Genomic DNA, 12,970 nt, shown 5'->3' with positions numbered 1-12,970 from the left:
TCTAGGACAATCGATTATGCTGCGCGATAGTGAAATTGTTGGAAATGTTTAAGAGCTTCGTTCAATGACTTCTCTTTGATCGGTTTTACTATCACAAAATCAGCGCCTGCGGCAAAAAACGCCTGACGGGTTGATGTTTGATTGTCGGCAGTACAGGCATAAATAGGTAACGACTTATCGATATCTTGGCGTATCTTCTTAGTAATTTCGATTCCCGAAACCGAAGGCAGTTGATTATCCATAAGCACTAGATCAAAGCTCATTTGGTCTATGTAATCGAGAGCTTCTTGCCCATCTTTCGCCCACATAACCCGCATTCCGTACTTTTCACAGAAGGCTTTTGCAATGAACGCGTTCGTGTGGTTGTCCTCTACCAATAACACCATTAACTCGCGATTAAACAAATCGAAGTCAATTTCTGTCTCTTCAGCGATCGTCTGTTCTGATTCCTCTACGATGTCTATCGGCAGATTTATCTTAAACTGTGTCCCCTCTCCGACTTCACTCTGTATTTGGATGTCGCCGTCCAATATCGTGACGAGATTTCGAACGATTGCTAACCCCAAGCCACTGCCACCGTACTCTCTGGTTAGAGTAGATTCTGATTGAACAAACGGGTCGAATATTTGTTCGAGTTGATTACTACGGATCCCAATACCCGTATCTTCCACTTGTATATGAAGCTCAGCCGTTTCCTCTGAACGTTGATGAGATAGTAGGAAAGAGACTTTGACCTCTCCTTTGTGAGTGAATTTAATGGCGTTGCTCACTAGGTTGAATAGTATCTGATTAAGGCGGACTTGGTCGGTGAACAACACTGTTTCTTGTGGCAACTGATTGTCGATAACGAGTTCAATGCTTTTTTCGTCACAGAGTGGTCGATAGATGCCATCCAAAGCGTTAGCAACTTCTTTGAAGCTAAAGTTATGTTTTTCTAGCTTAAAGCTACCATTTTCTATCTTTGAGAAATCAAGTATGTCGTTAAGCACGGCAAGCAGATGCTCACCACTGTTACACAAAACGTCGATCTGCTCTTGATATCGAGTTTCCTTCGCCTCTTTCTTTAGAAGTTGAGAAATACCTAAGATGCCGTTAAGTGGCGTTCTTATCTCATGGCTCATTTTTGCCATAAACTCGGTACGGGCAACAGCAGCGCGTTCAGCTTCCACTCTGGCCTTGGCACTTTGTTTCTCCGCTTCAACAAGCTTGGTAATATCCTGGCCTTGCGACAGTACGAGCTTTTTGTCTTTGCGAGTCTGAATTGACGACAGGTTCCAGCGATAAACCATATCATCAATGGGTACGTCTATACCGGTAATGGTTACGCCATGATTGGCTTTAATTACATGTTGTTCCATCGCTTCAACAAATGTTGTAAACGATGACCCATGATCACGGTCTGACCCAGGCTGTATTCCTAGTGCTTTTCTCGCAGCAGGGTTAATTTGGAGTATCGTTGAATCTTCAGTCCAAACGATGATTGGCGATAAAGAGAAGTTAAACAAATCTTGGAACAGCTTTTCTTGTTCTGAAAGCCGCTCAAACGTTTGGCTAAGCGTTTTTCCTATGTGGTTAAACTCATGTATTGCAGAACCACTGAATCGCTCAAACTTCTGTGTATCCCCAGCAATCTTTGTATACACCATGAGCTTAGCAAGCTCTTTGGTGACTTTACGATTTAACCAACGCCTAGTGGCTACTGATGCTACTGCAATGACGACAACGGATAGCAAGATAGAAAATAGATAACTATTACGCAGCGCCAAGACACCTGGGTTGCGTTGTATAGAGTAAACAGTGATGTCTGAAGGCTGGCTGCCGATGAATAAAGGGGTTTCTGTCACCAAGATTTTATTCAAATCCATCTTACCATTTTCAATCCCCTCCAACGCTGATTCCGCAGTGTAATTATCATCGGAGGAGATTGAAGAGGCAATAATGTCAGCTCCGAACTTCAGTACAACATCATCACTATTACTACCCCTCAAGAGGCTTGTAAGCAGGCCTGCATTGTCGTCTAAAATGACGCCAGCAGACAGATGACCAAACACTTCTCCGGAGCTTCTATCAACAATCGGTGTACGACGAAGTAAAATATGCCGCTCTCCCAACTGAGAATCGGTAGAAACCGTCGTCCAGCTATTGGTTTTACTGGCTGCAACATTCATTGCTGATAAGCTGTTTTCTTCAAGCCCGTAAAACAACGCATTGCCGTCGTCCCACACAATGTTTGAGTTGGTAGTGATGTATCTAAAGTCCGGTGTATGGGTTGGCTGCAAGTTATCTTCACGAAGAAAAAAATAGTCAAGCGACTGAGCATCACGCGATTGGAAGAAGTTCTCTACCGCATCACTTTTCGCATTACTGTCTTGTAAAATTTGCAATGTCGCTAAGCGATAATTGAAGTAGTTCACTACGAGAGCGCTCGTTTGACGAGAGCTTCTTTGGACTTCTTCTCTCACTATATCGCGACTTAGGTACCAGCTTTGCACCAGCATCCCTATTGTAAACAGACCAACCACCCAAATTACAGTTCGAGTAATTAAGGTTGCTAGAGTTTTCCTGTTGTTAAAGTCAGTTAAAGGCATAACAATCTATCGAGTCGTGTTAACGATCTGAATACCGAAACGCCCTTTTTTTGAGAGCTTCGATTTTTTCATCCGAATCGGTACTGGTCACCAACTCAAAAGTACCGGAATAAACTAAAGGCACTTCCTTATCTTCTAGATCCCACTTGATCGCCTCTGCCATCGCGACTCCTGTATCATCATTCATTCTCATAACGGTTACATCAAGTTCACCATTTTGAATGGCTTCTAATTCAGCAGAACCACCACCCCATCCATTTACCACCACATCTTTACGATCCAGTTCGTTCAAGGCATCGGCTGCTCCGAGAGCCACGTCGGTCGAACATGCGTAGATAAAATTCACGTTTGGATGTTGTTTTAAGGTATTCAATGCTGCTTCACGGCCACTGTCTCGACTCGCTTTGGTGTAGTAAGACGTAGCCAAGGAAAAACCATTAAGCTTGTCCATCTCTTGGATAAATGTCCCCCCTCGAGCATCACTCACGTATCCTTCTGAAAAATACAGCACTGAGTAATCGGCTTTATCGCCATTGAAACGCTCCTTGAAGTAGTCAGCGAGCAATAGACTGCCTTTCACGTGGTCAAACCCGACATACATGAACGGAGGATTCTCTGACCAACTCTTTAAAGGCGTGGTGATATTTTGCAGTATGAGCTTTGTATCCGTCGCATGCAGAACATGTTCGATGAATTTTCGGTGCCGCGAAGTATCAAGCGTAAAGATCAAATAACCGGACTTGTTTTTTACCGCTTCCATCAATGACACACTTTGCTGTCTAAAATCATCATTGGGCCTTGTGAAGACTTGGTTCAGCTCGTACTCCACACCCAGTTCTTCTAATCTGGTTTCAAATGCTTTTATATTCCGAACCCAATAATCAGACACTTGTTGGCCAGGATACACCACGGATATAGTGATTGGTTTACTTTGTTTTACAGAGAGCGGCATAGGACCTTTAGACACTGCTAATTGCAGTTCATCAGTTAAGGCCATTTGCTCAGGATGAGCTTCTAAATAATGTTGATAGTTCCAATAATCAGACAGGAAAGTATTTGCATGGCTTGTTAGTACAGGCGTTCCCAGCAACATAGAGATAAAGAAAGTATGAAATTTGCGCATCGGATCTATACATTTTTGTGTTTAAGAACAAGTGTATACAATAGATTTGAATTCAGCCAGCAACGATCCTTATTCCATACCATTTAATGCAAAAGATTGCTGGTGTAAGACCAGTTCTTCTTTGCGCTTCTTCGTCAATTTCTTAATCGCTATCTCTGTTTTTAAGGCGCTACTTTTATCACGTTCTTGTTGGCTCCAAACCAATGTTAAAGGTCCTCGCCCTCTCAATGCCTTCGCACCTTTTCCCGTTTGATGTTGATTAAAGCGGCGCTCGAGATCATTGGTAATTCCGCAATAGAGCTTGTTCTCTGCGGTGCGTATTAAATACACATACCAAGGTGGATTTAAACTTACTTGAGTCATATCGATACGATTCAGATGGACGTAGAATCGGCGGCATCATATGCCGCCAGTTCAAATTACAGCAGTGAATTGACCAGTGACTTGAGCTCATTCAGCTCTTGCTTAAGCGCTTCCACTTCATTCTCTAGTGACTCGATACGAGCCTGGGTTGGTGTTGAAACCGTTTGGCTTGCTGCAGCAGCGGCTTCCTGTGTAAGTTGCTCAACATCGACTGCACCACTAAATAGATGCATGTATCGAGACTCACGCTTACCCGCTTCGCGTGGCAGTTTCACTACGAGCGCTCCACTATCGCGTGACGCCATTGAATCAAGAACAGCTTCGACTTCTTTAACGTCAGTAAAATTACAAAGCCTGTTGGTACGAGTGCGGATTTCGCCTGGAGTTTGTGCACCACGCAATAGCATGCAGCAGACAATGCCTTTTTCCTGTGCTGTCAGCTTGAGATCGCCAAACTCTGTATTACAGAACCTATGTTGAAATTTAGAGACTCTGCTGTTGAATCCACTCTCATCACTTACTAGGCGACGATCGATAAGCGCCGTAACAGCGTCTTGAACTTCAGCATCCGTTAAGCTCAGCACTGGATCGCGGTTACTTTTTTGATTACATGCTGTCGTCAGACTGTTCAGGGTCAGAGGGTACTGGTCTGGAGTAGTGACTTCTTTTTCAATAAGACAGCCGATTACTCGAGCCTCAACCAAGGATAATTCTATATTCATTGTTCTATTCCTTTGTAGTCCGATACATTGTCACACAGATTAAGCTTAGTGCTCCGAGAGAAAAGGAACTCGGATCATTTTTCCATCTTGGTCTATCATTACAACCTTGCTGCGATTGAGTTCCACCTCGACAACCTCTAGCTTACTGCGCTCGTTAATGTACGCACCTTTAAGTTTGTCTTTAGGTGTCGGCTTGTCCTCACTAGGGAAGACAATCTCACTAATCGGTTCAGTTGAAGATTTTGATAACAGTGACATGGTTTACATTGCGATTTATTACATTGGTGTGTCGAAATCATAGCGCTATTTAAGAGTGCAACTCAATCGTTTCTTTAACTGAGTGGTGACAATATAAGCAATAGCCAGAGAGTATTGATCTAAGGGCTGTTATCAATGAGATTGTTGTGCTTTAATCAAGCCAGATATCAACACGAATTAGGAAAGGATTATGAGTAGCGTATTTGAAATCGTTGCGCAGGCGCGCCGCAAAAACAAATTAAAACGTGAACTACTAGACAACGAAAAGAAAGTTCGAGACAACCGTAAGCGTGTCGACCTTCTAGAGAACTTGATGGATTACATCAAGCCAGAGATGACACACGACGAGATCGTTACCATCATCAAGAACATGAAAGCAGACTACGAAGACCGCGTTGATGACCACATCATCAAGAGCGCTGAGATTTCAAAAGCTCGCCGTGACATCAGCCGTCGTATCCGTGAGCTGACTGAAGAAGACAAGCAAATGGTACAAGGTAAGAAGTAATTTCTACCTAACGAATGCCTAAAGCCTGCAAACGCAGGCTTTTTTATTTCCCGCACACCTATTGATAGTTTCAACACTTCTAGGTATCAACTCCCTATTCCTTCATGCCAAAACGTTTGCGTAATCGCTAACCCTCTCCGTATCCCAAATTGACGGTTCCATCACAGAATAGACGCTGTTATAGTGTCCGCGAATTACAGTATTACCATTCGAGGCACGGAGCTTCCTCACTAATCTCATGAAGAGAAGAATAGGTACCAGAAACCCTGGCAATATCTGAGGAGGAAAATATGGACTTTAGTATGGTAGAAATACTTGGCTACGCGGCGTCAATTATGGTCGCAATCTCTCTGACAATGAAAGACATCATTAAACTACGCGTGTTGAACTTTGTTGGCTGTGCACTTTTTACCGCTTATGGATTAGCGATCGATTCAATGCCTGTTGTGATCACCAACGGTTTCATTGCTTGTGTTAACGTTTATTTCTTGCTTCAGATGCAAAAAAAGAGCGACGCTAGCACAGAGAGCAATGCTTAATCTGTAGCAATCTAGTTATCTTAGCCCTATTTAAGAGCCTCGATTTATATCGGGGCTTTTTTGTGTCTCCTATCCGAAGAAGCGGCTTACCCAAGTGATTTCTCCAAACGCTATCAAATCATAGATGGTGAAAAAGACAGCCGATATTACCGCTAATTTAAGTAGGCGAATAAAAATGAACATATTACTTCTCTATACATAAATTCAGGGCTCTAGTGTATCTTCGTGCTTGTAAGATTAAAACTGCCTTAACCTCCAAATGCTCACTAAAACAATGATCTTGGTTCATACTGTATGGTGAACACCATCATTGCACGGGGGCAGATATGGAATATGTAGATGGATTTGTGGCGGCCGTACCCAAAGAAAACAAGGCCTTGTATCGTGAGCATGTATTAAAAATCGCCCCGGTTTTCAAGCAACACGGAGCGCTGTCCGTTATTGAGTGCTGGGAAGATGATGTTTCCGAAGGTCAGCTAACCTCTTTTCCTCAAGCGGTAATGAAGAAAGAAGACGAATGTGTCGTGTTTTCTTGGATTACTTGGCCGTCAAAAGATGTTCGAGATGCTGGAATGAAAGCCGTGTTTGACGACGAAATGATTCAACGTGAAATGGCAGCAATGCCTTTTGACACTAAACGATTGATCTATGGTGGGTTTGAGGTTCTAGTGGATGAATGAGCCCTGCCCAAAGTTACAGGGTCACTAACCAACCTTAGCGACCTGCCATAACTCATCGCTCACTAAGCTATTTAATATTTCATCATGCCTATCTATCGATGGTACCAACCACTGCATAGCAGCTTGTGGGGTTAATATAAGTGGCATCCTATGATGATAGCGTGAATAGTGCTTCGTTGGCTTGGTTGTGAGTGTTACTACCTGCTGGGTTTGAGGATAACCGACAGCGGCCATGTACAGTGGGCGATGACTTTCGGCACTGAACAAATATTTAGTTTTCTCTGACAGCTCGTTTTGCTTCCATTCATACCAACCTGAACAAGGCACAATCACTCTATGGTAAGCGTACGCCTCGGCAAAAGTCGGTTTCGTTACCACGGATTCTGCTTGGGCATTGATGATAAGACGTTTACTCCAGCTAGGTTTAATCCCCCAATTTAGAGGCAAAGTAAACAGCGTTTGTTCTGTGCTCGAGACAATACAGTCTATTTGTTCAGAAGGGAATAACTCTGTTTTCTGTGACGTAGAAAACTCCAGACCCAGTTGTTCTGAAACATACTGGCTGAAGGGATCATCGATAATGTTAAGTCGACCGCACATAGACAATAAACTTCCTTATTTGTGGTCTATTATAGCGTATCGCATGTTTTTGCTCTTGACGCCAACTCCAAACCCTCATAGTTTTAGTTCGGAACGCCTTTGCTTGCGCGTCTGGAAAGGCCGAGATTCTGCTGTTCTCGGCCGACCCACCTTTTTTGCTGTCGCAATTTATGAGCTGATGGTTAAATAGCTCCGCTAGGTATTAAATAAACCAACAGTGACCAAGCGCCTATCCAACCGACCACTACAAATGTGTCGAGCCAATCTTTGTTCCACATAGCTCCCCCGATGAACCATTCTTCCAATGATATGTGTTGGCAATCTATTGGAGGTAGACGGCCAAAACCCAATTAGGTTCAACTGGAGCAAAAACTATTCCGTCATTGTGGAAGCAAGCCCGCATTTTTCTGACGTTTGTCGCTAACTATTTGAGGCTGTTCAGATAAAAGTTTGATAAAGCAATCGGCCATCGACCACGTCGTAACAACGCCATTGTCTTCCATGTTTTTAATGGCGTCATACCCTTCTTTACCTTTCATCGTGTAAGCACTTGAGGTGCCTGTATAAATCTTTTCAGGCTGTAATGGTGAACCATCGACGAACACTTTACTGACTCTTTTCCCTTTTGCGAGCGTTGGGTCATAATGAAACTCAAGTTGCGAGGTGTACGGATAGCTTCCCGATCCTGTCCCCTGTACTCCGTTGCTATACGCATTATCAAGTGCGCCTTCTAGAATCAGAGGAATATGGCGACCACGAATTCGATAAACACCAATAGGCACGGCAAACGGCAGAAGTTTTCCTGCGACATCAGCAACAGAGACGTCACCAACGCCAAGAGAGTTCCTGACACCTCCTGCGTTGTGCATTGCAAAATCTACGTTATGCCCAAGAGATTTCATCGTGTACAAGAAAGAGTGTGCAACAAGTGGTGCTAGCTGGCTTGGTCCATGTTCGTCAGGAAGCCTAACATGACGAAGTTCATGATCGATGTGAGCAATCGTCTGAGTTTGAAGCTCTTTAACCTTAGGTTGATATTTCTCTGCCATTGCCGCTTTAATTTCGCGGTCCTTTCTCACTACGGCCACATTTTGGTGTGTTTGAACGTTTCTCTTAAGAGCTTCCAAATCAACCAACGTATTCTCTTTATTAACATCCATGAACACGCGCCTGCCAATCAACAGTTCGTTTTGACCTTCAAAGGAAGTGACGAGGCCATTTTGGTCGAACTCGATGTGGCAATGACCTAATGTCATTGAGTGAAAACCCGCTTGGACGATCAAAGTATTTTTCACACGCACACCATATTGGTCTTGCGACTTGATGCCTAACGCTTTGAAATCACCTTGAAGGACATGACTATGGCCACCAATGATCAAGCCGATGCCTGTCACTTGCTCCGCCAATTCGAGATCTGCCTCATAGCCCATATGGCTGAGTAGTATTATTTTGTTGATTCCGCGCTGATTAATCGCTCTAACCGTCGATTTAGCGGTCTGTGCACAAGGCTCAAAGCTCGTATCACAATCAGGGTTGGCGATATCGGCCATTTTTTCGATCGATAAGCCGAATATGGCTACTCGTTCACCGTTAACCTCACGCTCAATCCAGCGTGCAACGCCACGTGATTCATCGAAGTCGATAAGATTGTCGTGTCCTTTCAATGGATACTGCTTATCGCCCTCATTAGAGACATTCCAGTTACCTGCTAGAAGTGGAAACTGAATACTGCGAATGAACTGTCCCACGGGTTCATTGCCCATATCGAGTTCATGGTTTCCAAGTGTCATTGCGTCAATGTTCAAAGCATTAAGCATCACCGCATTTGCTTCACCTTTGAACAGAGAAAAATACAAAGTACCCTGAAAACAGTCCCCTGCATGAAGAAATAGAAAGCCATCTGAACTGTGGTTCTGTTTTAGCTCTTTTACTCGTGTCGCGATTCGTGCGAATCCACCAGCACTAACATAAGGCTGATGAGTTTGACCATCGAGTTCAATACTTAAAGGGAGAGACGTTGGTTCAAAGTAAGAATGGGTATCGTTGATATGCGCTATTGTCAGCGATAGAGGCTTATTATTGTGTGTCATCGATTTTCCTCTTTATTTTCACTTCTGATGGTAGCGCGCTTTATGTGACATTCCAATGAGTTTTATGAAATCACATACCGATTATACAGGTCTTTTTATGATAGAGGTCACAATGAAATCGTACAAAAAGCGAGCAAACAAGGCTCTAACAACAGACACAAACGAAACAACTATGAGCTTGATTACAGTCCAATGACAAAAAGCCGCTTATAATTGAAATAGATAGTGCCATATGCATCACTTTCTTTAGGAGAGTTGAATGAAACTAGAACGAATTGATGTTTCCGGTTTTCGTGGAATCAAACGCCTCTCTATTGCGCTAGACGACCTCACCACCTTGATTGGTGAGAATACATGGGGTAAGTCTTCTTTGCTCGATGCATTGAGCGTTGTCTTGCCCGCAGACGGGTCACCTTATCAGTTTGAGATGAAAGACTTTCATGTCGACTATGCCGCATCTCATCCCCAAACTCGTCATCTACAGATTGTTCTCTCTTTTATATCGACCGAGAGAAATGAAACCCTATCCGGTCGATACCGCAAACTTAAACCTATTTGGTTTGAGGATGAAAATGGTATCCAACGCTTCTATTATCGCATTAGTGCCACTCTAGATGGTTATGACATCACACAAAGGTATGAGTTTTTGGACCAAATGGGTAATCCATTGAGACTTCATCATTCTGAAAGAATCGCTCAAGAACTCATGACCCTTCATCCTGTTATCCGATTACGCGACTCAAGGCGCCTCTATACGCAAGATGCTCCAAGTAACGGTATGAATTCACGTTCGGAGAAGCGAATTCACAACACCGTCAGACGTCTAATGGCGATCCCTGGACATGTAAACAAAGGAGAAATGAAAAGCAGCCTGAACTCAATGAAAGCCTTGGTTGAACACTATTTTTCATTTAAGAGCCATTCCAGAAAATCAGGCAAAGGACATCGTGATGGCGTTTTCTTCTCACGCCCCAACACGGAACAAAACCTTTCTCAGGTTATCGATGAAACCAAAAACCATCAGACACGCTTACTACTATTGGGTTTACTCAATGCGTATTTGCAAGCAAAAGGTCCAACAGATCTGAGACGTTGTGCTCGCCCAATTCTGATTATTGAAGATCCAGAAGGACGCTTGCACCCTACACACTTGGCGCGAGCATGGAGTTTATTGCAAATGCTGCCCATGCAAAAGATCCTCACGACTAACAGCAGTGATCTTCTTGGTGCTGTGCCGCTTCAATCCATCAGACGATTGGTGAGGCAATCAGACAAAACGATTACTAAGAGTATCGCCACTCATAACCTGACTAAAGATGAACTTAGACGCGTCGGGTTCCATATTCGTTTTCATCGCTCCAGAGCCTTGTTTGCACGATGCTGGCTACTGGTCGAAGGTGAAACTGAAGTTTGGCTGTTTAACGAACTTGCCAATCAATGTGGTTACAACTTGGCTGCAGAGGGCGTTCAGATCATCGAGTTTGCTCAATCAGGCTTAAAGTCATTGATTAAGGTAGCAAAAGCGTTCGGTATTGACTGGCACGTAGTGACAGACGGTGACGCCGCCGGCAAAAAATACGCGTCAACGGTCATGCATCAGCTAGAAGGTGAGCATCCTCGCCATCATTTAACAGAGCTCCCCGACCGTGATATCGAGCACTACCTCTATGTGAATGGATTCGAACTATTTTTTAGGGATCTTATCAAGATTCCTCATGACCACCCTATTCCACCGAAAAAAGTGGTGGCACGTGTGCTCAAAAAGTTTGCAAAACCTGATTTGGCCTTGGCTATCGTTTCGGAGTGCGAAGATAAAGGGGTGGAAAGTATTCCCGTATTGATTCGGTGGATACTACGCAGAGTCATCACAATGGCGAACGGCAATACATAGTAAAAAGCCACTATCAGATTTTATGATAGTGGCTTTCGAGATTTCTATTCGTTAACCAAAACAGAGTCTGGCTCGTCACTCAAACGTTTATGAAGCCAAAGTCCACTTGCTTTCATCGTATAGCCAAATAACCCACCTAGTACTAGTGACGGCACGACGAGTTGCCATGCACCATCGGCCGCAAATGTCGCACACGCGCCAATAAACGTTCCAGGAATATATTGCAGCCATGCACGTTTAGCTTGGATACACATAAAGAAGGATACGAGTGCCGTCATTATGTAACCAGCGATCTCGAGATTGATCAATGATGAGCCATGAATAATAACCATCGCCCACACCACACCTGACATGTTGGTTAATAAGCTCTGAGCAAGGCCGGTAACACCGTCTTTTGGAGACGCAAAATAACTCGTACAACCCAAAAATCCAGCCCATGACAATAGACCTAGCGATAACGCCGTCCAGCCCCAGATGCCAGACAAAATACCCGTTGTAAGAGAAATTGCGATTAATGGACTCATATCGTCAACCAATTGTTCGATTACGTTAACCATAAAGTAACCGAACATTGATTGAATTTAAGAGATCGAGATCACGACAATGAAAGTAACATACATTTCATTGCATTATAATTGTGACAAATGTCACTAAAAAACGGATGGTTTCCCTTTCATCATTCTCGAACCTTCGCGTTTTACACACTCAACAAGCGGGTTCTCTGCCATATCCGCACGCCAAATAAAGGAAAGTGTACGCTCCATTTCTAGTTCGGGAACATTCAATGCAACGAGCTCACCTGCTTCGATAAAGCGCTCAACATCTAAATAAGGTAGACACGTTAAGTATTGACCATTTGCCACCATACTACGGAGCACCGGCACGTGTTCATACTCACGCCAAACATCAAGATCACCTATCAAATGATGAATAGAGCTATCAAAAATCTTTCGAGTACCAGAACCATGCTCACGGAGAACCCAACGTGCTTGCTCTAATTGTGCAAGGCTTACTTTCTCACGACGGGCAAACGGGTGATGTGCTGAAGCGACGACCGTTAGGTGGTCACGGCACCAGATCTCTTGATGAATTCGATTGTCATCGCAGCGCCCTTCAATGATGCCAAGGTCATATTTATAATCCAAGACCCCTTCAATCACCGAATCGGTACTTTTTACGCCAAGAGATATGCGCATTTCAGGAAAATCGTTATCAATCGAGCTGATAAGGTCTGGCACCAAGTGTTCCGCTGGAGTTTGACTTGCCCCTAGCTTTAACTCGCCACTTAAAAGGTGTTGCTCGTAAAATCCCATTTCAATCTGCTGCGCATCTTGTAACAAACGTTTAGCCTTGGGTCTTAGCCATACGCCCCAATGCGTCAATGCCATCTGCTTGCCTTGTCTCTCAAACAAGGGTCTTCCAAGCATTTTTTCCAACTGTGCCAATGACATACTTGTCGCTGACTGTGTTAGCGACAACTTATCCGCCGCTTGACTGACGCTTCCCGTGTCCGCCACTGCATCAAAAACGGCAAGTTGTTTTAATGAATATCGCATCCGTTTTCCTTACACCACCAATTCTTAAAATATTGTGTTCGACTGCAAATCA

At 43.8% G+C, this 12,970-nt stretch carries 13 protein-coding genes; 4 read left to right on the top strand and 9 right to left on the bottom strand.

The window, feature by feature from the left end:
• Positions 1 to 14: 14 nt before the first annotated feature.
• From luxQ to AC6I8U_RS24910, 5 genes are all read right to left on the bottom strand, one after another.
• Positions 15 to 2,588 carry a quorum-sensing autoinducer 2 sensor kinase/phosphatase LuxQ gene (luxQ, locus tag AC6I8U_RS24930; protein WP_498018927.1) on the bottom strand — a complete coding sequence of 858 codons (2,574 nt, stop codon included), beginning with the start codon at positions 2,586 to 2,588 and terminating at the stop codon, positions 15 to 17.
• Positions 2,589 to 2,607: 19 nt separating this feature from the next.
• Positions 2,608 to 3,681, bottom strand: coding sequence for an autoinducer 2-binding periplasmic protein LuxP (locus tag AC6I8U_RS24925; protein ID WP_498019659.1), 1,074 nt, complete (start codon positions 3,679 to 3,681; stop codon positions 2,608 to 2,610).
• Positions 3,682 to 3,780: 99 nt separating this feature from the next.
• Positions 3,781 to 4,074 carry a GIY-YIG nuclease family protein gene (locus AC6I8U_RS24920; protein ID WP_498018926.1) on the bottom strand — a complete coding sequence of 98 codons (294 nt, stop codon included), beginning with the start codon at positions 4,072 to 4,074 and terminating at the stop codon, positions 3,781 to 3,783.
• Positions 4,075 to 4,130: 56 nt separating this feature from the next.
• Positions 4,131 to 4,796 carry a YceH family protein gene (locus AC6I8U_RS24915; protein WP_498018925.1) on the bottom strand — a complete coding sequence of 222 codons (666 nt, stop codon included), beginning with the start codon at positions 4,794 to 4,796 and terminating at the stop codon, positions 4,131 to 4,133.
• A gap of 45 nt (positions 4,797 to 4,841) precedes the next feature.
• A complete protein-coding gene (locus AC6I8U_RS24910; protein ID WP_252017166.1) occupies positions 4,842 to 5,054 on the bottom strand; it encodes a hypothetical protein in 213 nt (70 codons plus the stop codon).
• A gap of 190 nt (positions 5,055 to 5,244) precedes the next feature.
• On the opposite strand from AC6I8U_RS24910, the gene AC6I8U_RS24905 reads away from it, so the two are divergent.
• The 3 genes from AC6I8U_RS24905 to AC6I8U_RS24895 all read left to right on the top strand — a co-directional run bounded on the left by AC6I8U_RS24905 (position 5,245) and on the right by AC6I8U_RS24895 (position 6,781).
• A complete protein-coding gene (locus tag AC6I8U_RS24905; protein ID WP_006072802.1) occupies positions 5,245 to 5,562 on the top strand; it encodes a DUF496 family protein in 318 nt (105 codons plus the stop codon).
• 290 nt (positions 5,563 to 5,852) lie between these two features.
• Positions 5,853 to 6,101 (top strand): YgjV family protein, encoded by a 249-nt coding sequence (locus AC6I8U_RS24900; protein ID WP_042471521.1) that lies wholly within the window; start codon positions 5,853 to 5,855, stop codon positions 6,099 to 6,101.
• A gap of 326 nt (positions 6,102 to 6,427) precedes the next feature.
• The gene (locus AC6I8U_RS24895) at positions 6,428 to 6,781 is read left to right on the top strand and encodes a DUF1428 domain-containing protein (protein WP_128650100.1); all 354 of its coding nucleotides are present in this window, start codon (positions 6,428 to 6,430) and stop codon (positions 6,779 to 6,781) included.
• Between the two features lie 24 nt (positions 6,782 to 6,805).
• On the opposite strand, the gene AC6I8U_RS24890 is transcribed toward AC6I8U_RS24895, so the two are convergent.
• Together AC6I8U_RS24890 and AC6I8U_RS24885 are read right to left on the bottom strand one after the other, a co-directional pair.
• Positions 6,806 to 7,381 (bottom strand): SOS response-associated peptidase, encoded by a 576-nt coding sequence (locus tag AC6I8U_RS24890; RefSeq protein WP_498019658.1) that lies wholly within the window; start codon positions 7,379 to 7,381, stop codon positions 6,806 to 6,808.
• A 380-nt stretch (positions 7,382 to 7,761) separates the two neighbouring features.
• Positions 7,762 to 9,471, bottom strand: a complete 1,710-nt coding sequence (locus tag AC6I8U_RS24885) for a bifunctional metallophosphatase/5'-nucleotidase (protein ID WP_498018924.1) — start codon at positions 9,469 to 9,471, stop codon at positions 7,762 to 7,764.
• Positions 9,472 to 9,730: 259 nt separating this feature from the next.
• Between AC6I8U_RS24885 and AC6I8U_RS24880 the strand changes: the two genes are divergently transcribed.
• The gene (locus tag AC6I8U_RS24880; protein WP_498018923.1) at positions 9,731 to 11,362 is read left to right on the top strand and encodes an ATP-dependent endonuclease; all 1,632 of its coding nucleotides are present in this window, start codon (positions 9,731 to 9,733) and stop codon (positions 11,360 to 11,362) included.
• A gap of 44 nt (positions 11,363 to 11,406) precedes the next feature.
• On the opposite strand, the gene AC6I8U_RS24875 is transcribed toward AC6I8U_RS24880, so the two are convergent.
• A complete protein-coding gene (locus tag AC6I8U_RS24875) occupies positions 11,407 to 11,886 on the bottom strand; it encodes a DUF1097 domain-containing protein (RefSeq protein ID WP_498019657.1) in 480 nt (159 codons plus the stop codon).
• A gap of 126 nt (positions 11,887 to 12,012) precedes the next feature.
• On the bottom strand, positions 12,013 to 12,918 hold the full coding sequence (locus AC6I8U_RS24870; protein ID WP_498018922.1) for a LysR substrate-binding domain-containing protein: 906 nt from the start codon (positions 12,916 to 12,918) through the stop codon (positions 12,013 to 12,015).
• Between the last annotated feature and the right edge of the window lie 52 nt (positions 12,919 to 12,970).

It is taken from the genome of Vibrio sp. KUL80 (assembly GCF_059725495.1).
Note: the sequence above shows the minus strand (reverse complement) of the source record. Positions and strands in the feature narration are given on the sequence as shown.

Coding starts and splice junctions, on each gene's coding strand:
- luxQ (WP_498018927.1), bottom strand. CDS start 2,588: ATGCCTTTAACTGACTTTAACAACAGGAAAACTCTAGCAACCTTAATT.
- AC6I8U_RS24880 (WP_498018923.1), top strand. CDS start 9,731: ATGAAACTAGAACGAATTGATGTTTCCGGTTTTCGTGGAATCAAACGC.
- AC6I8U_RS24915 (WP_498018925.1), bottom strand. CDS start 4,796: ATGAATATAGAATTATCCTTGGTTGAGGCTCGAGTAATCGGCTGTCTT.
- AC6I8U_RS24905 (WP_006072802.1), top strand. CDS start 5,245: ATGAGTAGCGTATTTGAAATCGTTGCGCAGGCGCGCCGCAAAAACAAA.
- AC6I8U_RS24920 (WP_498018926.1), bottom strand. CDS start 4,074: ATGACTCAAGTAAGTTTAAATCCACCTTGGTATGTGTATTTAATACGC.
- AC6I8U_RS24875 (WP_498019657.1), bottom strand. CDS start 11,886: ATGAGTCCATTAATCGCAATTTCTCTTACAACGGGTATTTTGTCTGGC.
- AC6I8U_RS24925 (WP_498019659.1), bottom strand. CDS start 3,681: ATGTTGCTGGGAACGCCTGTACTAACAAGCCATGCAAATACTTTCCTG.
- AC6I8U_RS24895 (WP_128650100.1), top strand. CDS start 6,428: ATGGAATATGTAGATGGATTTGTGGCGGCCGTACCCAAAGAAAACAAG.
- AC6I8U_RS24885 (WP_498018924.1), bottom strand. CDS start 9,471: ATGACACACAATAATAAGCCTCTATCGCTGACAATAGCGCATATCAAC.
- AC6I8U_RS24910 (WP_252017166.1), bottom strand. CDS start 5,054: ATGTCACTGTTATCAAAATCTTCAACTGAACCGATTAGTGAGATTGTC.
- AC6I8U_RS24900 (WP_042471521.1), top strand. CDS start 5,853: ATGGACTTTAGTATGGTAGAAATACTTGGCTACGCGGCGTCAATTATG.
- AC6I8U_RS24870 (WP_498018922.1), bottom strand. CDS start 12,918: ATGCGATATTCATTAAAACAACTTGCCGTTTTTGATGCAGTGGCGGAC.
- AC6I8U_RS24890 (WP_498019658.1), bottom strand. CDS start 7,381: ATGTGCGGTCGACTTAACATTATCGATGATCCCTTCAGCCAGTATGTT.